We start from the raw sequence: 18119 nt of genomic DNA on the forward strand, positions 1-18119 counted from the left end.
TGGTTAGTATTCTGCAAGCCTCTCCGCCATGCCCACGACCGAAGCGGTGCTGCGGGAACGCCGTGGCACCGCGCTCTGGCTCACGCTGAACCGCCCCGACGTCCTCAACGGGCTGGACCAGGACGTCCTCGACGGCCTGACGGCGGGCCTCGACGCGGCCGAGGCGGACCCGGACGTCCGCGCCGTCGTCGTCGCCGCGGCCGGGCGGGCGTTCTGCGCCGGCGCCGACCTCGCCTACGCCCGCTCCCTGGCCGACGCCGCGCCGCCCGCCGGCGCGGCGACCGCGACCAACGCCTTCCTGCACCGCGTGCGGGCCGTGCTGGACCGGCTCGAGGGGTTCCGCACACCGGTGATCGCCGCGGTCAACGGGCTCGCGGTGGGCGGCGGACTCGAGCTGGTGCTGGTGTGCGACCTGGCGATCGCCGCCCGGTCGGCCCGCCTGGGCGACGGGCACGCCGTCTACGGGCAGGTGCCCGGCGGCGGAGCCTCGGTGCGGCTGGTGCGCCGGCTCGGCGCGGCCACCGCCAAGCACCTCATGTTCACCGGCGCGCTGTTCCCCGCCGAGCGGTTCGCCGGCACCGACCTGCTCGTCGACGTGGTCGACGACGACGCGCTCACCGCCGCGGTCGACGAGCTGGCCGCCGTCATCTCCGCCCGCAGCCCCGTCGGACTCGCCGCGATGAAGCGGCTGGCCAACGCCGCGCACGACACCCCGCAGCCCGTGGCGCTGACCCGCGAGCTGGAGCTCTCGGCCCAGCACGAGCGCAGCGCCGACTGGCGCGAGGGCATCACCGCGTTCGCCGAGAAGCGCACGCCCGACTTCCCCGGAAGGTGACCATGGACATCCTCGACATGACCGGCCGCACGGTGCTCGTCACGGGCGCCGGGCAGGGCGTCGGGCGCCAGGTGGCGCTGCACTGCGCCGCGTACGGCGCCGCGGTGGTGGTCAACGACTTCCACGCCGACCGCGCCGAGGCCGTCGCCGCCGAGATCACCGGGGGCGGCGGGACGGCCGTCGGGCTGCGCTGCGACGTCACCGACCTCGACGCCGTCACCGCGATGCTCGACGAGGCCGCGCGCGCCGTGGGCCCGGTCGACGTGCTGGTCAACAACGCCGGCAACGCGGGCCCGGCCGAGGACCCGCTGGCGCACACGCCGCCGTTCTGGGAGACCGGCCCGAAGGACTGGGAGCCCTGGATCGCCACCAACTTCTACGGCGTGCTCAACGCCTCGCGCGCGGTGCTGCCCGGCATGGTCGAGCGGGGCTACGGGCGCATCGTCACCGTCATCTCCGACGCCGGGCGCACCGGCGAGCCGAACCTCGCGGTCTACGGGGGCGCCAAGGCGGGCGCGGCCGGGTTCTCGCGCGGCCTGGCCAAGGCGGTCGGGCGCCACGGCGTCACGGTCAACTGCGTGGCGCTCTCGACGGTGGAGACGCCCGGGATCGCGCCCGCGATCGCCGACCCCGAGGTCGCGAAGAAGATGCTGCGCAGCTACGTCGTACGCCGGCTCGGCCAGCCGTCGGACGCCGCGAACGCGGTGCTCTTCCTCGCCTCGGACGCGGCGTCCTGGGTCACCGGGCAGACCTACCCGGTCAACGGCGGCTACGCGATCACCCCGTGAGGCCGCTCGAGGGGTACCGGGTCGTCAGCCTCGCCGAGCAGTACCCGGGGCCGTTCGCGGCGATGGTGCTCGGCGACCTCGGCGCCGACGTCGTGGCCGTCGAGCGCCCTGCGGGCGGCGACCCGGCGCGGGCGTTCCCGGGGCACTTCGCCGCGCTCGGCCGGGGCCGGCGCTCGGTCGCGCTCGACCTCAAGACCGACGCGGGACGCGCCGCCTGCCGGGCGCTGGTCGACCGCGCCGACGTGCTGCTCGAGGGCTTCCGGCCCGGCGTGCTCGCCCGCCTCGGGCTCGACCCGGTCGCGCTCACGGCCGCACGCCCGGACCTGGTCGTCGTGTCGATCTCGGGCTTCGGGCAGGACGGGCCGCACCGCGACCGTCCGGCCCACGACCTGTCCTTCCAGGCCCTCGCCGGGCTGCTCGACCCCGCGGCACCCGCCGTCCCGAGCCTGGCCCAGGCCGACGTCGCGGCCGGGCTGTTCGCCACCGTCGCGGCCCTGGCGGGACTGGCCGGCCGCGCGGCGTACGGGCGGGGCGGCCACCACGACGTCGCCATGCTCGACGCGCTGCTGGCGTTCGCGGCCACCCGGCTCGTCCCCGCCGCCAACGGCCTGCCGTCCGACAGCCTCGGCGAGGACCCGGGCTACGGCGTCTACGCGACCGCCGACGGGCGGTGGCTGGCGCTGTCGATCGCCTTCGAGGACCGCTTCTGGCGCGCGCTGTGCGCGGCGCTCGACCTGCCCGACCTCGCCGGCGTGCCGGGGGCCGAGCGCGTCGCCCGCCAGGTCGAGCTCCGCGGCCGGGTCGCCGAGCGGATCGCCGCGCACGACCTCGCGCACTGGGAGGACGTGCTCGCCGGGGTGCCGGTCGCGCCGGTCCGCGGGCCCGGCGAGGTGCTCGACGACCCGCAGATCGCGGCCCGCGGCCTGCTGCCCCGCGTCGACGGCACGGCGTTCCTGCGCCAGCCGCTGGTCGTCGACGGGCACGGCCCGGGACCGGCGCGGGGCGTGCCGGGGCTGGGCGAGCACACCGAGGAGGTGCTCCGCGAGGCCGGTGTCGGCGGGGACACGCTCGCGGCGGTGCTGGCGTCGCTGCCCGCGTCTGACTGACCAGGCAGTATTGCGTCATGGCGCGGGGACGGGCGACGGACACGGCGGCGCTGGTCGCGGCGGCGGCCGAGGCGTTCCGTCGCAAGGGCTACCGCAACGCGACGATCGACGACATCGCCGAGGCGGCGGGCATCTCGCGCCCGACCGTCTACAAGTACACGCGCAGCAAGCAGCACCTGCTCGACCTCATGGTCGACGAGGTCACCGGCACCATGCGCCGCCAGCTCGAGGAGGTCATGGACAGCGGCGAGCCGCCGCAGGTCCGCCTCCGCCAGATGATCAAGACGCACATCGGGTCGGCGACGGCCAACCGCACGTTCTACGCGATCGTCTTCTCCGAGGAGGTCGAGCTCTCCGACGCCGGGCGGGCCGCCTTCCGCGCGTGGGCGCACGCCCGCACCCAGGACTTCCGCGTCCTGCTCGAGGAGTGCCTGCCGCCCGACTCGCCGCTCGACCCCACGGTCGCGGCCAACCTGGTGCTCTCGATGCTCTCCACGCTCTTCCGCTGGTACGACCCGGCCGGCCCGGTGGGCCCCGACGAGCTGTCGCGGCAGATCGAGTCGCTGCTCGGGGCGCTGCTGCCCAGCGAGGTCACGACCTGAGCATCGCCCGCACGCACGCCACCTGCCCACGCGCCGCGAGCGCGAGGCCCGCGACGGGGTCGGGCTCGCGGGTGGCGGCCTTCGTGGCGGCGAGCGCGGCCCGCGGCGCCGCCGCGAGGCGGTGGGCGTAGGCGAGCGCCTCGGCGTCGACGTCGGTCGCGGTGCGCAGGGCGAGGCCCAGCGCGACCGCCTCGGTGCCGTCGAACCGGCGGGCCGTGAGCACGAGGTCCAGGGCCCGCTCGAGGCCGACGAGCCGGGGCAGCTCCGTCGTCGCGCCCAGGTCGGGCACGGCGCCGAGCCCGACCTCGGCGACCGCGAGCACCGCGTCGGGGGCGACGATCCGCACGTCGCAGGCCAGCGCGAGCTGGATGCCGGCCCCGATCGCGTAGCCGCGCACGGCGGCGACCACCGGGAACGGCGCCGCGGCGATCCACGCGAACGCGGCCTGGGCCTCGGCGATCGCGGCGAGCGCCGCCTCGTCATCGGCGTGCGCGACGCGGTGCAGGAAGCCGCCCGGCTCCCGCTCGGCGAGGTCGAGCCCGGAGCTGAACGACGGCCCGTCCGCGTACAGGACGGCGGCGCGCACGCCCTCGTCGGCGACGAGGGCGTCGCCGACCGCGCGCAGCTCGGCCCACAGCTGCGGGGTCTGGGCGTTGTGCCGCTCGGGGCGGGCGAGCACGAGCCGGGCGACGGGCCCGTCACGCTCGATCCGCAGTGCCGGCGTCACGCCGCACCCAGGATCGTCACCGACGCGGCCGCGGCGTCCGGGCCGAGGTAGCCGCCGGCGTTCTCGGCCATCCCGATCCGGGCGCCGGAGACCTGGCGGTCGCCGCAGCGGCCGCGCAGCTGGTCGGTGAGCTCGACGAGCTGGCCGAGGCCGGTGGCGCCGATCGGGTGGCCCTTGCTGCCCAGCCCACCGCTCGGGTTGACCGGCAGCCGCCCGCCCAGCGTCGTGACGCCGTCGCGCAGCAGCCCGACCGCCCCGCCCTCCGCGGCCAGCCCCAGCTCCTCCAGCACGATGAGCTCGGCGGGCGAGGCGGCGTCGTGACACTCGAGGACGTCGACGTCGCCGGGCTCGACACCGGCCATCGCGTAGGCCCGCCGGGCGGTCGCCGGCACGAGCTCGCCGTAGACGCCGGCGTGGCCGCCGCCGACGACGGTGGCCAGCAGCCGCACCGGCGTCGCGCCCCAGCGGCGGGCGATCTCCGGGGTCGTGATCACGGCCGCCGCCGCGCCGTCGGACATCGGCGCGCACATCGGCAGGGTCAGGTCGCCGCTGATCCGCCGCGCGGCGAGCACCTCGTCGACGGTGAGGTGCGCGCCGTACTGGGCCTTGGGGTTGAGCGCGCCGTGGGCGTGGTTCTTCACCGCGACCCGGGCGAAGTCCTCCGGCGACGCGTCGGTGCGCTCGGCGTACCAGCGGGTCCAGCGCGCGTAGAGGTCCATGAACACCGAGCCGTTGCCCGTCGTACCCACGTCGTCGCGGATCTCGGAGAGGCGGTCCTGGTCGAGCGCCGCGGTCATGACGGCGAACGCCCGCGACCGGTCGGGGTGGTTGAGCTTCTCCGCCCCGATCGCCACCGCGACGTCCACCTGCCCGGCGGCGACCGCGAGCCACGCCTGGTTCACCGCGGTGGAACCGGTGGCGCACGCGTTCTCGACGTTGACCAAAGGGATCCCGTCGAGCCCCGAACCGCGCACCGCGTGCTGCCCGCGCACCGACTCCTGGCCCTGGACGACGCCGGCGCCGCTGTTGCCGTAGACCACGAGACCGGCGTCCCCGGCCTGCGCCCCGGCGTCGCCGAGCGCGGACGTCACGGCCTCGCCGACGAGCGAGGTGAACGTGCGGTCGAGGTGGCGGCCGAAGCGGGTGCTGCCCACGCCGGCGATGACGACGTCCCTCATGCGAGTGCTCCTGCCAGTGCGTCGAGGACCCGGTGGCGGTCGCCGAACGGGGTGGCGACGAGCGTGTCGACGCCGGCGTCGGCGAAGGCGCCGAGGCGCTTCTCCAGCGTCGCCGGGGTCGCCGCGACCGTCACCGTGTCGATCAGGTCGGGGGTGAGCGCGGCCGCGGCGCCGTCGCGGTCGCCGGCCAGGAAGCGGTCCTGGCACGCCAGCGCGCTCGGGCCGTGGCCGTAGCGCACGGCGAGGTCGACGTAGAAGTTGGCGCCCTTCGCGCCCATGCCACCGAGGTAGAACGCGACGATCGGGCGGAGCGCGTCGCGGGCGGCGTCGAGGTCGTCGGCCACGGCCACGGGGACCATCGGGGCGATCGCGACGTCGCCGGGTGCGCGCCCGGCGCTCGCGATGCCCTCGCGCAGCGGCGCGGTGAGCTCGTCGGCGTGCTCCGGGCTGAACAGGAACGGCATCCACCCGTCCGCGATCGCGCCGCACTGCGCCACCGTCCGGGGCCCGCCGACACCGAGGTAGATCGGCACGCGCTGCTGCACCGCGCCCGGGCCGAGCATCTTCAGCGGCTTGCCCAGGCCGCGCCCCTCCGGCGTGGGGAGGGTCCACTCGCGCCCGGCGTAGGTCAGGCGCTCGCCCGACAGCGCCGCGCGCACGATCTCGACGTACTCGCGGGTGCGCCGCAGCGGCGCGGTGAACGGCACGCCGTACCAGCCCTCGGAGACCTGCGGCCCGGACAGCCCGAGCCCCAGCAGCAGGCGCCCGCCGGAGATGCGGTCGAGGGTGGCCGCGGCGGTCGCGGCGGCGGCGGGCGCCCGGGCGGGGATCTGCAGGATCCCCGAGCCCAGCCGGACCCGCTCGGTCAGCGCCGACAGCGCCCCGAGCAGCGCGACCGCCTCCTGCCCGTAGCCCTCGGCGACCCAGACGGAGTCGGCACCCGCCGCGTCCGCGTGGCGGGCGAGCGCGACCTGCTCGTCCCACGTGAACCACGGCCAGTACGCGACAGAGACACCCCAGCGCATCGCTTCCTCCTCAGTTCTCGTCGGGGTGCAGGACGACCTTGCCGAGCACCCGGCGCTCGTCCACCGCGACGAGGGCCTCCGCGGCCCGCGCGAACGGGTACGTGCCCGACACCGGCGGGGCGAGCGCCCCCGAGCGCAGGTGCGGCAGCAGGTCCTCCCACTGCGCGGCGACGAAGCCGGGCTCGCCGAACCCGGGCCTGGCCCAGCCGACGCCGCGGACGTCGGTGTTGGTCAGCAGCAGGCGGTTGACCTTCACCGTCGGGATGTCGCCCGCGGTGAAGCCGACGACGAGCAGCCGGCCGCCGCGGTGGCGCAGGCAGCGCAGCGAGTCGGTGAAGCGGTCACCGCCGACGGGGTCGACCACGACGTCGACGCCCACCCCGCCGGTCAGGTCGGCGACCTCCGCGCGGAACGTCGCCGCGTCGACCACGTCGTGGGCGCCGACCTCCCGCGCGAGCGCGGCCTTCTCCGGCGTCGACGTCACGGCGACGACGCGGGCGCCGAGCGCCGCCGCGAGCTGGACCGTCGCGGTGCCGACCCCGCCGGCCGCGCCGTGCACGAGCACCGTCTCGCCGGCGCGCAGCCCGCCCCGCTCGCCGAGGGCGAAGTGCGCGGTCAGGTAGTTGATCGGCAGGCAGGCGCCCTGGTCGAACCCGACCGCGTCGGGCAGCGGGAGGACGAGGTGCGCGGGCACCGCCACGACCTCGGCGAACGCGCCGATCGGGAGCAGCACCGCGACCCGGTCGCCCGGCCGGTGTGGCGCCGAGGCGGGCGCGCTGCGCACCACCCCGGCGCACTCGCCGCCGAGCGTGAACGGCGGCTCGTGGCGCTCCTGGTACGCGCCGCGGGAGTGCAGCACGTCGGGGAACGCCACCCCGGCCGCGCGCACCTCGACCACCACGTCGTCCGGGCCGGGCTCCGGCTCGTCGACGTTCCGGCAGACCACACCCGCCGGCCCCTCGAACCCGATGACCCGCACCGCTCGCACGGACCGAGACTCGCACAATACTAACCAAGTAGTCAACATTGAGAAGTGGGGGCGGGGTTTCCCGGTCGCGCCCCACCGGCTAGCCCCACCGTTCGCAGATCACAGCCGACGAGGACGTCGGCCGTCTGCGACGACGTCGCCGACGTCGACGACCCGGCGGATGCCGGACCAAGGAGCAGGACATGACGGACGAGAAGAGCACGGACCAGGGCCGCGACCACCGCCACGGCGGCAACGACGGCCAGCACGCCTCCGACATCCCGGAGACGTCGCCGTCCACGGAGTCCGGCGTGGCGCTGTCCCACCAGGTCGAGCAGCGCGACGGCGAGGGCGAGCAGGAGAGCTAACGCGAGACCGACCCCTCCCGTCCCCGGGTGCCACCGGCGCCCGGGGACGGGACGGGGCGCAGGCCGTCCATCAGCAGGTCGAGCAGGCGCCTGGCCGGCACGTGCCCGGCAAGGTCGTCATCGACCTCTGACGCCGGGCTTGAGTGTGCCGCCGCGTCATGGCGTGTCCTCGCCGTCGATCCACGGAGAGGACCGGAGATGCGTTGCGCGGACCGCGACCAGGACGACCCCGTCGAGCAGAGCCCGACCGTCCCACTGCCCACCCCGGCACCGGAGGCGCCGCTCACCCTGCTGGACCGTCTCGGCGGCCCCTGGGGGCTGGTGGGCACCGGCGTCCCGCAGGTGGTGTTCGCCCTCCTGTCGAACGTCACGACGCTGCCGGTGACGGCGGGCGTCGCGTTCGCCGTCGCGGCGGTCCTCGCGGTGGCCCGGAGGTGGCGGGGCGAGCCGCTGTCGACGGCGCTGGGCGGGGTGCTCGGGGTCGCGGTGGCTGCCGGCATCGCGCTGTGGACCGGGTCGGCCGCGGACTACTTCCTGGTCGGCATCGTCGCGTCCACGCTCGCCCTCGTCGGCTGCCTGGTCTCGCTGGCCGCCGGCCGGCCGGTGACGGCGCTGGCCTGGAACGCGGTCCACGGCGGCGGGCACCCGTGGCGGGCGGACCGCCCGTCCCGGCGCGCGCACGTCGTGGCGACCGTCGCGGCCGCGACGATGTTCGCGGCGCGCGCCGCGGTCTCCGGCTGGCTGTGGTGGCTCGACGCGACCGCCGGGCTCGCGCTCGCCCGGCTCGTCCTCGGCGTCCCCTTGACGGCACTGGTCGCGATCGTGGTCCTCTGGGCGTTCCGCCGCAGCACCACTCGCCTCGTCACCCCGGCGCGGGTGGCGGCCCCGAAGGGACCGCGATGACCTGGAGCACCCGGGAGATCGCCGACCTCGCCGGCACGACGCTGCGCAGCGTGCGGCACTACCACCAGGTCGGGCTGCTGCCCGAGCCGGAGCGGCGGTCGAACGGCTACAAGCAGTACGGCGTGGAGCACCTGATCCGCCTGCTGCGCATCAAGCGGCTGGTGGACCTCGGGTTCGGCCTGTCCCAGATCGCCGAGCTCGGCGACCGGGACGAGCACCCCGAGGAAGCCCTGCGCGCCCTCGACGCGGACGTGGCCGCGCAGATCGAGCGGCTGCAGCGCGTCCGGGCGGAGCTCGCCGACATCCTCGAGCAGCGCCTGCCCACCGACCTGCCCAGCGAGTTCGCCGTCGTGGGGCGCAGTGCGCTCTCCGGGCCCGACCGTCACTTCGCAGCGGTGATGGGACGGCTGCTGACCGACGACGAGCGGGAGATCTACGCCGAGCTGCTCTCCGACGAGGCGCGCTCGCCGTCCGACGACGACTTCGACGCGCTGCCGGGCGACGCCGACGACGCGACCCGCGACGACCTGGCCGGGCGGATGGCGGACGACCTCGCCCGGCTCCGCGAGCGCTACCCGGGGGTCGACCGCCTCGGCGCGGCCGACCCCCGCCGCTACCGCAGGACCGTCGAGCAGGTGTCGGCGGAGGTGTTCAACCCCGCCCAGCTCGACGTCCTGCGGCGCCTGCGCGAGAAGACCCGCGCCCGGGTCAGGGCCGACCCCCGAGGTGCCGGGCCAGGAACTCCCCCGCCTCCCGGAACATCGTCACCAGGTTCTCCGGGTTGAGGAACGCGTGGCCCTCGTCGTCGAAGACGCGGTAGGCCACCTCCACCCCGCGGGCCCGCAGCGTCGCCACGACGTTGTCGGACTCCGACCGCTGCACCCGCACGTCGTTCGCCCCTTGGAAGATCATCAGGGGGGTGACGACCCGGTCCAGGTGCGTGATCGGTGAGCGGGCCCGCATGTCGGCCTCCTGCTCCGGGACGTCGGGGTCGCCGACGTAGCGGTGGAAGTTGTGCCGCAGGCCGGGCCGCACAGCCTCGGGGAAGCTGCGCATCGTGGCCGCGAGGTCGGACACGCCGACGTAGTCCACCGCCGCGGCGAACAGGTGCGGAGTCGCCGTGACCCCGACGAGGGCGGCGTAGCCGCCGTACGAGCCGCCGAAGATCGCGACGCGTGCCGGGTCCGCGTGGCCATGGGTGACCGCCCACTCGACGGCGTCGACGAGGTCGTCGTGCATCGCGCCCCCGAACTCCCCGATCGCCGCCTGCAGGTGGGCGCGGCCGAAGCCGGTGGAGCCGCGGAACTGCGGCTTCAGCACCGCGTAGCCGCGCGTCGTGAAGTACTGCGCGTAGAGGTCGAGACCCCAGACGTCGCGGGCCCAGGGACCGCCGTGCGGCATGAGGACCAGCGGCGGGGCGGCGTGCTCCTCCGGGTCGTGGCCCACCGGCAGGAGCAGGTAGGACGGGAGCTCGAGCCCGTCGCGCGCCGTGATCGACACGGGCACGGTCGGCGCCAGCGTGCCGGGGTCCACCCGTCCCAGCGGGCGGAAGAGCAGGTGCGCCCGGCCGGTGGCGCGGTCGTGGAGCCACGAGGACGGGTCGCGGTCGTCGTTGAACGACGCCACCCAGAACCGTCCGGTGCGGTCGGACGACACCCCGCCGAGGTCGCCGTCGGCCAGCCCCTCCAGGGCCGCCAGGACCTCGGCGAAGCCCTCGGTGAGCGGCCGGACCACCTGGCGCTCGCGGGAGTAGCGCACCCCGATCAGCTCGCCGGTGCCCGCGTCGGTGACGAACGGCGACGGCAGCAGCGGGGCCACCACCGAGGTCGTGTCCAGGTCGTGCGTCGGGTGCCGGTCGATCTCGATCACCGCGCCGGTGGCGAGGTCGAGGCGGGCGGGCCGCAGGCGGTCGCCGTCGCCGTAGGTGCCGATCCAGAGGGTGCGCCCGTCCGGCGCCGGGCGGGTCAGCGGGCCGTAGGGGAAGTCGTCGCCGGCGAACGCCGCGACCCGGCGCTGCTCCCCGTCCGGGAGCCGTTGCCGCAGCTCCCACCCCTGCTCGGTGACGGCGACGCCGTACACGTCGCGCGTGCTCGTCGCGAACCAGGAGATCCCCTCGGCCCCGTCGGCGAGGACGGTGAGCTCGCCGGTGGCGACGTCGATCTCGCAGAGGTCGATCCGGCCGGGGACGCGGTGGTTGAGGCTCACCATGATCGACCCGGCCAGGCCGGGCACCCGGGTCATCTCCCACACCCGCGCGCCCGGGTAGGGCGTGAGGTCCACGGCGGACGCGTCCGGGTCCTCGAGGTCGACCCGGTAGACGTGGTGGTTCTCGTCGCCGTCGTCGTCCTGCAGGTAGAGCAGGTAGCGGGGGTCGTCGGCCCAGCGGTGGTCGAGCACGGTGCGCCGGTCGTCGGCGGTGACGCGGCGGGCCCGCGCGAGGTCGGGCTCGTCGCCGTCGAGCGACAGCACCCAGACGTTGAGCCGATGGCGCCAGGGCGCGAGGAAGGCGAGCCACCGCCCGTCGGGCGAGATCGACGGGCGGGCGTGGTCGGGCGGCGCGAACAGCTCCTCGGCCGGGACGGGCTCGGGGCGGACGGGAGAGCGGGTCATGGGGACAGGGGAAACGATGCCCCCGCGGCATCCTCAAGCGTGAGCGTGGACCGGGCGCGGCGGCTCAGTAGATCCGGCGGAGCCTGGCGCCGAGGGGACGGCCGTCGGGGTCCAGCACCCTCCGGTACGCGGGGTCGATCAGCCACCGGCGACGCAGGGTCAGCCGGACCTGCTCGTGGCCGGGCACGTGGCGGCGGAGGCGACCGGGCGGCCGCGGCCCCCGCGCGCCGCCGGCGTGCCAGGCGTCGAGCGCGGCCGCGCGCGCCCGCACGGTCCGGGCAGCGTGGTCGGGGTCGAGCAGGTCGGCGTCGTCGGGCAGGTCGAGGTGCTCGCGCATCAGCTCGAGGCGCAGGCGCCGGGCGAAGCCCCGGGCGCCGTCGCCCAGACCGGCCGGGTCCGCCGGTGCGCGGGCGTCCCGCTCCTCGTCGAGGATCGCCGCGACCAGCTCGGAGTCGTGGGTCCAGGAGCGGCTGTTGAAGTTGTTGCTGCCCACGGTCGCCCAGACGTCGTCGATCACGCAGACCTTGGCGTGCACGTACACCGGGCGCTGCTCCTCGTTCTCCACGTCGAGGACCTGCACCCGCGGACCGCCGGCCTCGTGCACCATCGCGAGCGCCTCGCCCTGCCCGAGGACGGCCGGGCCCGGCCGGTCGTCGCGCTCGGGCCGGGGCACCACGGCGATGAGGTGCAGCCGCGGCGCGCGGCGCAGGGCCGCCGCGAACACCCGGGCGACGTCGGCGGACCACAGGTACTGGTCCTCGACGTAGACCAGCCGCTCGGCCCGGCCGAGCGCCTTGATCAGTCCGCGGGCGATGCTGCGCTCCCCGCGCGGCGCGAAGGGGTGCGGCGGCCGGCGGCGCGGATAGGTGCGCGGCACCTGGACGGCGCACCGCCCGGCCGGCGCGGGATCGGGCACGGGCCCGGGGAGCGACGACCCGCGCCGGGGCAGGCGGTGGACGAGGTCGGGCACGACGTGCCAGGGCAGCCGGACCAGCGGCGTCGGCTCCTCCCACCGCTCGCGGAACACCTGCTCGAGGTCGCGGACCACCGGGCCGTGCAGCTCGACCATGGCGTCGTGGCGGGGGCTGCGGGTGTACTCGTCGGCGTTCGCGGCCGACTGGGGGTCGCCGCGGTGGACGATGTCGTCGCGGGCGCCGAGGACGAGGTCGATGCCGCCGACGTAGGCGACGTCGTCGTCGGCCCCGGTGTCGCGGCGGACGACGACGAGCTTCTGGTGGTGGCTGCCCAGCGGCCGGATCCGCTGGTCGAGCAGCACCTCGGCCCCGACCCCGAGGAGGTCCGCGGCGAGGCGGCGGTTCTGGGCGACGTGGTAGCCGAAGGCCTCCAGGTGCGAGCGCCACAGCAGCACGGCCAGCCGGGCGCCGCGCCGCGCCGTCGCGGCGAGCGCCTCGGAGACCGTCGGCCCGTCGTCACCGAGATCCTGGTCGCCGTCACCGCGCCAGCCCGCGACGAGCAGCAGGTCTCCCTCGCCGGTGCGGGCCAGACGGTCGGCGAGCGCGGCGTAGTAGGCGCCGCCGTGCACCCGCAGGCGGACCGCGTTGCCCTCGGTCCACGGCCGCAGGCGTGTCGCCGGGTTGCCGCGTTCGTCGGCGGTGAGGAACCAGTCCTCGGGTCGCGGCGTCCCGGCCTCCGCGCGCAGGCCGAGCACGGCCCGCAGCCGCGGCAGCAGCTCCTCGCCGTTCGGGGCCTCGACCAGCGGCGGCGCCCCGGACGCGAGATCGTCGGGGTGCAGGTGCCGGACGACCCGGTCGACGTCGATCAGCCGGCGCATCGCGATCGCCGCAACCCGGCCCGGGTGGTCCCGCGCGAAGCCGGCGAACAGCTGCGGGTCGTGGCCGGCGTCGTCGCCGACGAGCACCCACGAGGTCCCGGGGCGCTCCGCGGCGAGCCGGTCGAGCACGGCGCGCTTGCGGGCCAGCCCCGCGCCGACCAGCCAACCCGAGAACAGGGCGCGCCCGGCCGTCAGCAGCGTGCCGGGCGGGTAGTGGTCGTGGCGCAGGGCGCGCAGGAGCAGGCGGGACAGCGCGGGCGGCAGGACGGTCAGGAAGGAGACGTCGGCCGGCCCGTCGGCGGCCACGGTCTGCAGCAGACGCTGCATCCCCAGCAAGGAGCGGCGGTCCCGCGGTCCCCGGCTCATGAGGACCCGCAGGCGACCCCACTGCCGGTAGAGGGGCGCGACCCGCAGGACGCCGTCGATGTCGTAGACGACCCCGAGCCGCGGTTCCTCCACCCGATCTCCCCCCGATCACCCGAGCGCGTGGGTCGCCGCGACGACCGCATCCCGCACCACGCTGGCGTCCGACCGACCCCGGGACCTCATCCGTCGCGGATGAGATCGTCGGTGGGGCGGTGGGCGACGGTCCCACCGAGGGAACGGAAAAGGCCGGCCCGGAGTGGTCCGAACCGGCCCTGACCTGCGGAGCCGCCTGTCGGAATCGAACCGACGACCTGCTCATTACGAGTGAGCTGCTCTGGCCGACTGAGCTAAGGCGGCAGTGGCGACGAGTGTAGGGCAGGACCGCGGCGGGCCGGGCGGGTGGGTCGGGACAGCAGCAGGCGCGCGATCAGGGAACAACCGGGGGTGTCGGCGAGGTTGCGGCGACCGTGAGCGTCGTGGGAGCCGTCGTGCTCGTGGTCGTCCTCGTCGTCGCGACGGCGATCGGGCTGGTGCTGCAGCGCCGCGCCGGGCGCGTCCGGGCGAGCACGGCGCCGTCGACGGCGCCCGGGTGGGACCTCGCCGGTGTCGGCCCGGGGACCGACGACCGCGTCCTGCTCCTCCAGCTCTCCTCCCCGATCTGCACGCCGTGCGACCGGACCCGCGAGCAGCTCACGGCACTGGCCGACGAGCACGACGGGCTCCGGCACGTCGACGTCGACATCGCCGAGCGCCCCGAGGTCGCCCGCGCCCTGCACGTCATGCGCACGCCGACCACCGTCGCGTTCGATCGCCACGGCACCGAGCTGCTGCGGGTCGGCGGCGTCCCGCGGCGCGCCGACCTGCTGGCCGCCCTGCCCCTCGAGGAGACCCGGTGACCGACCGACTCGACCCCCGCGGCGTCCGCTTCGCCGCCGCCGTCACCACGGTCGTGCTGGCGATCGTGCTGCTGACCGGCAGCGGCGTGCTCGCCGCGCTGCAGGCGCTGGTGTTCGCGGTACCGGTGGTCGCCGGCATGCGCTGGTCGCCCTACGGCGCGCTCTACCGCGTCCTGATCGCGCCGCGCCTCGGCCCGCCCAGCGACCGCGAGGACGCGGCGCCGGTGCGCTTCTCCCAGGCCGTCGGGCTGCTGTTCACGGTGGTGGCCGCCGTCGGCTACCTGTCGGGCGCGACGGCGCTCGGGATCGTCGCCACCGCGTTCGCGCTGGCCGCGGCGTTCCTCAACGCGGCCTTCGGCTTCTGCCTGGGCTGCGAGGTGTACGGGCTCCTGGCGCGGGTGCGCACCGCGCGCTGATCACTCCCGCGGGTGCAGCGGCGCCGGGACGGCGTCGAGGGCGATGCCGAAGACGTCGCGGTAGGTCGCGAGCTGGTCGTCCGGGGACAGGGTCCGCTCGGTGCGTACGCCGCCGTCCGGGGTCTCGATGAACAGCGGACCGGAGATCGTGACGCGGCTCGTGGGCGTCAGGCGGGAGCAGGTGACCTCCCGCGTGAACGGCGACGTCGACGACGTGCGGTGCCACCACGCCATCGGGACGAAGTCGGCCAGCGCGCGGGCGCGGGGGTCGAGGCGGTAGGTGACCCTGCCGTCCCAGGCCACGTCGAGCTCGCCGTCGGGGGCGTCGCGGACGGTGAACGTCCCGGCGCGGTCGGGCTGGTCGTCGCGGGAGTCGAGGTCGAGCGGGCCGACGGCGAAGCGTCCGAACCCGACGTCGACGAGGGTGCGGCCGCCGGCGATGAGCGCCATGTGGTCGCCGGGGAACGAGAACCCGTCGGGCGTCGCCACCCGGGCCGAGCAGTACGTGACGTCGTGCCCGAGCTCGCGCAGCAGCCACGCGAACGCGCCGTTGAGCTCGTAGCAGAAGCCGCCGCGGCGCCGGTCGACGACCTTGGCGACCAGCGCCTCGTCGTCCAGCGGCACGTGGTCGCGCTCGTGCACCGACAGGTTCTCGAACGGCACCGCCTCGAGGTGGCGGGCCGTGAGCACCTCGAGCGGGTCGTCGGCCGCGGCACCGATCCGCGCCAGGTAGTCCGTCGCGTCCACGCGCCCGGTATACACGGGTCATGCGCGTCGCCCTGGCCCAGATCCTCGCCACCGACGACCCGGCGGCCAACCTGGAGATCGTCCGGGACCACACCGCGCTCGCCGCGCAGCAGGGCGCGACGGTCGTGGTGTTCCCCGAGGCGACCATGTGCCGGTTCGGGGTGTCGCTGACGCCCGTGGCCGAGCCGCTGGACGGGCCGTGGGCGAGCGAGGTCCGGCGGATCGCCGCCCAGCACGGCGTCCTCGTCGTGGCGGGGATGTTCACCCCGACCGAGGACGGGCGCGTCACCAACACGCTGCTCGTCACCGGCCGCGGGGTCGACACCGCCTACGACAAGATCCACCTCTACGACGCGTTCGGCTTCGCCGAGTCCGACACGGTCGCGCCCGGCACCAAGCCGCTGACGATCGACGTCGACGGCACCACGCTCGGGCTCGCGACCTGCTACGACATCCGCTTCCCCGAGCTGTTCCGCGCCCTGGCCGACCAGGGCGCGACGATCACGCTGCTGCCGGCGAGCTGGGGTGCGGGGCCCGGGAAGGTCGAGCAGTGGCAGCTGCTCGTGCGGGCCCGGGCGCTCGACGTGACGACGTTCGTCCTCGCGGCCGACCAGGCCGACCCGGCCAGCCGGGGCATCGACGCCGGCAAGGCCCCCCGCGGCGTCGGGCACAGCCTCGCGGCCTCGCCGTTCGGCGTGACGGTCGACGAGCTCGGCGCGGAGCCGGGGCTGCTCGTGGTCGACGTCGACCCCGAGCAGATCCCCGACGTCCGGAAGGCCCTGCCGGTGCTGGCCAACCGCCGGCTGTGAGGTGCGCTCCGCGCTACGCCGGGCGGCTCATCCAGCGCACGCGGTCCTGGTAGGGCGCGAGGCGGGAGAGCAGGTCGCGCCGCGACGCCGGGTCGGCCTTGGCCGTGAACGCCGGGTCGCGCGTGAGCCGGGCCCGCAGGCTCGGGTCGAGCACGATCACCTCGGCCGCCTCGCGCACCGCGGCGTCGAGGCCGGTGGCGCCGGCGTGGGTGGCGTCGGCGCCCAGACGCTCGGCGAGGACCCGGGCGGCGGCGAGGCCGGTGGAGTCGGGGCGCGCGGCGACGACGAGGACGTGGTCCTCGGAGCTCGGTCGCGCGGCGGGGGCGGTGGTGTCGGAGGGCGCGGGGCGGATGATCGAGCTCATCGTGCAGTGCTCCAGGTCGGTCGCCGTGCTGGACCGGCGACACGTGGGTGTTACAGAGAGGAAGACGCCTGTGACGTTGATCGGTTTCCCGCTCGGGGTTGTGATCCTGACCTCCCCGTGGATCACGGCAGCACCTCCGCGAGCACGTCGAGGAACGCCTCCGGCGCGTCCTCGGTGAGGAAGTGGCCGGCGCCGGGGACGGTGTGTCGCCGGGCCCCGGGGATCGTCTCGCCGAGGGTGGTCGCGGCGCTCGGCGGGAGCCAGGTGTCCTCGGCGCCCCACACCACGTCGGTCGGCACGGTGATCTCGCCGAGGCGGGCGACGACGTCGCGGGTGTCGTGCTCGCTGAACCCCGACACCTGGTCGAGGTAGCGCTGCTGCCCCTCGGGGCCGGCGTAGCGCTCGAGGTAGGCGCGCTCGGCGTCGTCGGCGAGGGTGCCGGCGACGGTGGTCCGCAGGTGCGCAGTGATCATCGCGGTGAACGGGCCGTTCGGCATCGACCGGTAGACCTCGAGGTTCGCCTGCACGTGCGCGGCGGTGGCGGTCACCCACGGCGAGAGCACCGCCGCGTCGGCGAGCACGAGGGCGCTCGCGGGCGTGCCGTGGACCAGGTGGGCGCGCAGCACGGTCGCGGCGCCGATGTCGTGGCCGAGCAGCACCGGGGCGTCGAGACCCCAGTGCTCGACGAGCGCGGCGAGCGTCCGGGCGTGGCCGGCGACCGAGGGGATGCCCGTACCGGTGGAGTCGCCGTAGGTCGGCAGGTCCCACAGGTGGACGGGGCGGTCGGTGGCGAGCGCGGGTGCGACGCGGCGCCAGAGGTAGGACCACGACGGCGTGCCGTGGGTCAGGACGACGGGGGTCCCGGGACGGTCGGCGCCGAGCACGTCGACGGCGATCGTGCCGGTGGGCAGGGCCACGCGGTCGCGCAGTGCCCAGCGCGCGAGGTCGGTCGGCACAGCTCCTCCTCCACAGGGCTAAAGTATCGCTGTGAGCCTTACCGTAGGAGAGGGCGTGTAAGGGATGCAAGCCTTGTTTGACGATTACGTGGCGGCGGCGGGGCTGGCGACGGAGCTCGTGAACACCGCGCCCGGCGTCTGGCACGGCGAGGACCAGCTCGACGACGACGCGGCGCTGGCCTCGTTCCTCGCCGAGCACGGCGTCACCGACGAGGTCGGCCCCGGCGACCTCGCCGCGGTCCACGACGTGCGCGCCCGCCTCCGGGCCGTCCTCGACCACCGCGACGCCGGCGACCTCGCCGCCGGCGCGTCCGCGCTGGTGGCCCGCGGGCTCGGGACCGTGGGCCTGGACCCCGACGGGCGGGGGCGGCTGCAGTGGGGCGCACGGCCGCGTCCCGACGCGTCCCTGGCCGACAGGCTCGCCCTGCTCGGCGGCCTCGGCGCGCTCGGGGCGCTGCGGGCGCTCGGCCCGGAACGGTTCCGCGACTGCGCCTCGGACACGTGCTCGGGCGTCTTCATCGACACCACCCGCCCCGGCCGGCGGCGCTACTGCATGCCCGACCTGTGCGGCAACCGCGCCAACGTCGCCGCCTACCGCGCCCGCCGGAAGGCGAGCGGGGGGAGTTCCTGACATCCGGTGTCAGGGTGGACGCACGGGCCGCGC

20 protein-coding genes and 1 tRNA gene are annotated in these 18119 nt (G+C 75.8%); 11 read left to right on the forward strand and 10 right to left on the reverse strand.

The window, feature by feature from the left end; translation table 11 throughout:
- The first annotated feature begins 28 nt into the window (after positions 1-28).
- The 4 genes from ABD994_RS18940 to ABD994_RS18955 are packed head-to-tail and all read left to right on the forward strand — an operon-like array spanning position 29 to position 3331.
- Positions 29-835, forward strand: a complete 807-nt coding sequence (locus tag ABD994_RS18940; RefSeq protein ID WP_345418420.1) for an enoyl-CoA hydratase/isomerase family protein — start codon at positions 29-31, stop codon at positions 833-835.
- Between the two features lie 2 nt (positions 836-837).
- Positions 838-1623, forward strand: coding sequence for an SDR family NAD(P)-dependent oxidoreductase (locus ABD994_RS18945; RefSeq protein WP_345418423.1), 786 nt, complete (start codon positions 838-840; stop codon positions 1621-1623).
- The gene (locus ABD994_RS18950; protein WP_345418425.1) at positions 1620-2729 is read left to right on the forward strand and encodes a CaiB/BaiF CoA transferase family protein; all 1110 of its coding nucleotides are present in this window, start codon (positions 1620-1622) and stop codon (positions 2727-2729) included. Before ABD994_RS18945 ends, ABD994_RS18950 begins: the two co-directional genes overlap by 4 nt.
- A 17-nt stretch (positions 2730-2746) precedes the next feature.
- Positions 2747-3331, forward strand: coding sequence for a TetR/AcrR family transcriptional regulator (locus ABD994_RS18955; protein WP_345418428.1), 585 nt, complete (start codon positions 2747-2749; stop codon positions 3329-3331).
- Here ABD994_RS18955 and ABD994_RS18960 read toward each other — a convergent pair.
- The 4 genes from ABD994_RS18960 to ABD994_RS18975 are packed head-to-tail and all read right to left on the reverse strand — an operon-like array spanning position 3321 to position 7249.
- Positions 3321-4058, reverse strand: coding sequence for an enoyl-CoA hydratase/isomerase family protein (locus ABD994_RS18960; RefSeq protein WP_345418431.1), 738 nt, complete (start codon positions 4056-4058; stop codon positions 3321-3323). The genes ABD994_RS18955 and ABD994_RS18960 overlap by 11 nt on opposite strands.
- Positions 4055-5236, reverse strand: coding sequence for a thiolase family protein (locus ABD994_RS18965; RefSeq protein ID WP_345418434.1), 1182 nt, complete (start codon positions 5234-5236; stop codon positions 4055-4057). Before ABD994_RS18965 ends, ABD994_RS18960 begins: the two co-directional genes overlap by 4 nt.
- Positions 5233-6261: an LLM class flavin-dependent oxidoreductase gene (locus ABD994_RS18970; protein ID WP_345418437.1), complete on the reverse strand. Its 1029-nt coding sequence runs from the start codon at positions 6259-6261 to the stop codon at positions 5233-5235. Before ABD994_RS18970 ends, ABD994_RS18965 begins: the two co-directional genes overlap by 4 nt.
- A gap of 10 nt (positions 6262-6271) precedes the next feature.
- Positions 6272-7249 carry an NADPH:quinone oxidoreductase family protein gene (locus ABD994_RS18975; protein WP_345418440.1) on the reverse strand — a complete coding sequence of 326 codons (978 nt, stop codon included), beginning with the start codon at positions 7247-7249 and terminating at the stop codon, positions 6272-6274.
- 182 nt (positions 7250-7431) lie between these two features.
- Here ABD994_RS18975 and ABD994_RS18980 point away from each other — a divergent pair, with 182 nt between their 5' ends.
- From ABD994_RS18980 to ABD994_RS18990, 3 genes are all read left to right on the forward strand, one after another.
- Positions 7432-7596 carry a hypothetical protein gene (locus ABD994_RS18980; RefSeq protein WP_345418443.1) on the forward strand — a complete coding sequence of 55 codons (165 nt, stop codon included), beginning with the start codon at positions 7432-7434 and terminating at the stop codon, positions 7594-7596.
- 198 nt (positions 7597-7794) lie between these two features.
- Positions 7795-8499, forward strand: coding sequence for a DUF3159 domain-containing protein (locus ABD994_RS18985; RefSeq protein ID WP_345418446.1), 705 nt, complete (start codon positions 7795-7797; stop codon positions 8497-8499).
- Positions 8496-9284: a MerR family transcriptional regulator gene (locus tag ABD994_RS18990; RefSeq protein ID WP_345418449.1), complete on the forward strand. Its 789-nt coding sequence runs from the start codon at positions 8496-8498 to the stop codon at positions 9282-9284. Before ABD994_RS18985 ends, ABD994_RS18990 begins: the two co-directional genes overlap by 4 nt.
- Here ABD994_RS18990 and ABD994_RS18995 read toward each other — a convergent pair.
- From ABD994_RS18995 to ABD994_RS19005, 3 genes are all read right to left on the reverse strand, one after another.
- Positions 9208-11109, reverse strand: a complete 1902-nt coding sequence (locus ABD994_RS18995; RefSeq protein ID WP_345418452.1) for a prolyl oligopeptidase family serine peptidase — start codon at positions 11107-11109, stop codon at positions 9208-9210. The two genes, ABD994_RS18990 and ABD994_RS18995, sit on opposite strands and share 77 nt — an antisense overlap.
- A 64-nt stretch (positions 11110-11173) precedes the next feature.
- Positions 11174-13360, reverse strand: a complete 2187-nt coding sequence (locus tag ABD994_RS19000; protein WP_345418455.1) for a phosphatase domain-containing protein — start codon at positions 13358-13360, stop codon at positions 11174-11176.
- A gap of 190 nt (positions 13361-13550) precedes the next feature.
- A tRNA-Thr gene (locus tag ABD994_RS19005) sits at positions 13551-13624 on the reverse strand.
- 110 nt (positions 13625-13734) lie between these two features.
- Here ABD994_RS19005 and ABD994_RS19010 point away from each other — a divergent pair.
- A complete protein-coding gene (locus ABD994_RS19010) occupies positions 13735-14163 on the forward strand; it encodes a thioredoxin family protein (protein ID WP_345418458.1) in 429 nt (142 codons plus the stop codon).
- The gene (locus ABD994_RS19015; RefSeq protein ID WP_345418461.1) at positions 14160-14579 is read left to right on the forward strand and encodes a DUF4395 domain-containing protein; all 420 of its coding nucleotides are present in this window, start codon (positions 14160-14162) and stop codon (positions 14577-14579) included. The genes ABD994_RS19010 and ABD994_RS19015 overlap by 4 nt, the downstream gene beginning before the upstream one ends.
- Here the strand turns inward: ABD994_RS19015 and ABD994_RS19020 are convergent, their stop codons facing one another.
- Entirely contained in the window at positions 14580-15326 is a 747-nt protein-coding gene (locus tag ABD994_RS19020; RefSeq protein WP_345418464.1) for an arylamine N-acetyltransferase family protein, read from the reverse strand. It lies immediately after the preceding gene.
- Between the two features lie 20 nt (positions 15327-15346).
- On the opposite strand from ABD994_RS19020, the gene ABD994_RS19025 reads away from it, so the two are divergent.
- A complete protein-coding gene (locus tag ABD994_RS19025; RefSeq protein ID WP_345418467.1) occupies positions 15347-16135 on the forward strand; it encodes a carbon-nitrogen hydrolase family protein in 789 nt (262 codons plus the stop codon).
- Positions 16136-16148: 13 nt separating this feature from the next.
- Here ABD994_RS19025 and ABD994_RS19030 read toward each other — a convergent pair whose 3' ends face one another.
- On the reverse strand, positions 16149-16499 hold the full coding sequence (locus ABD994_RS19030; RefSeq protein ID WP_345418470.1) for a hypothetical protein: 351 nt from the start codon (positions 16497-16499) through the stop codon (positions 16149-16151).
- A 122-nt stretch (positions 16500-16621) separates the two neighbouring features.
- A complete protein-coding gene (locus ABD994_RS19035; protein ID WP_345418473.1) occupies positions 16622-17455 on the reverse strand; it encodes an alpha/beta fold hydrolase in 834 nt (277 codons plus the stop codon).
- A gap of 64 nt (positions 17456-17519) precedes the next feature.
- On the opposite strand from ABD994_RS19035, the gene ABD994_RS19040 reads away from it, so the two are divergent.
- Positions 17520-18086 carry a CGNR zinc finger domain-containing protein gene (locus ABD994_RS19040; RefSeq protein ID WP_345418476.1) on the forward strand — a complete coding sequence of 189 codons (567 nt, stop codon included), beginning with the start codon at positions 17520-17522 and terminating at the stop codon, positions 18084-18086.
- Positions 18087-18119 lie beyond the last annotated feature (33 nt).

It is taken from the genome of Actinomycetospora chlora, assembly GCF_039542135.1.
In the GTDB taxonomy this organism is placed as follows: Bacteria; Actinomycetota; Actinomycetes; order Mycobacteriales; family Pseudonocardiaceae; genus Actinomycetospora; species Actinomycetospora chlora.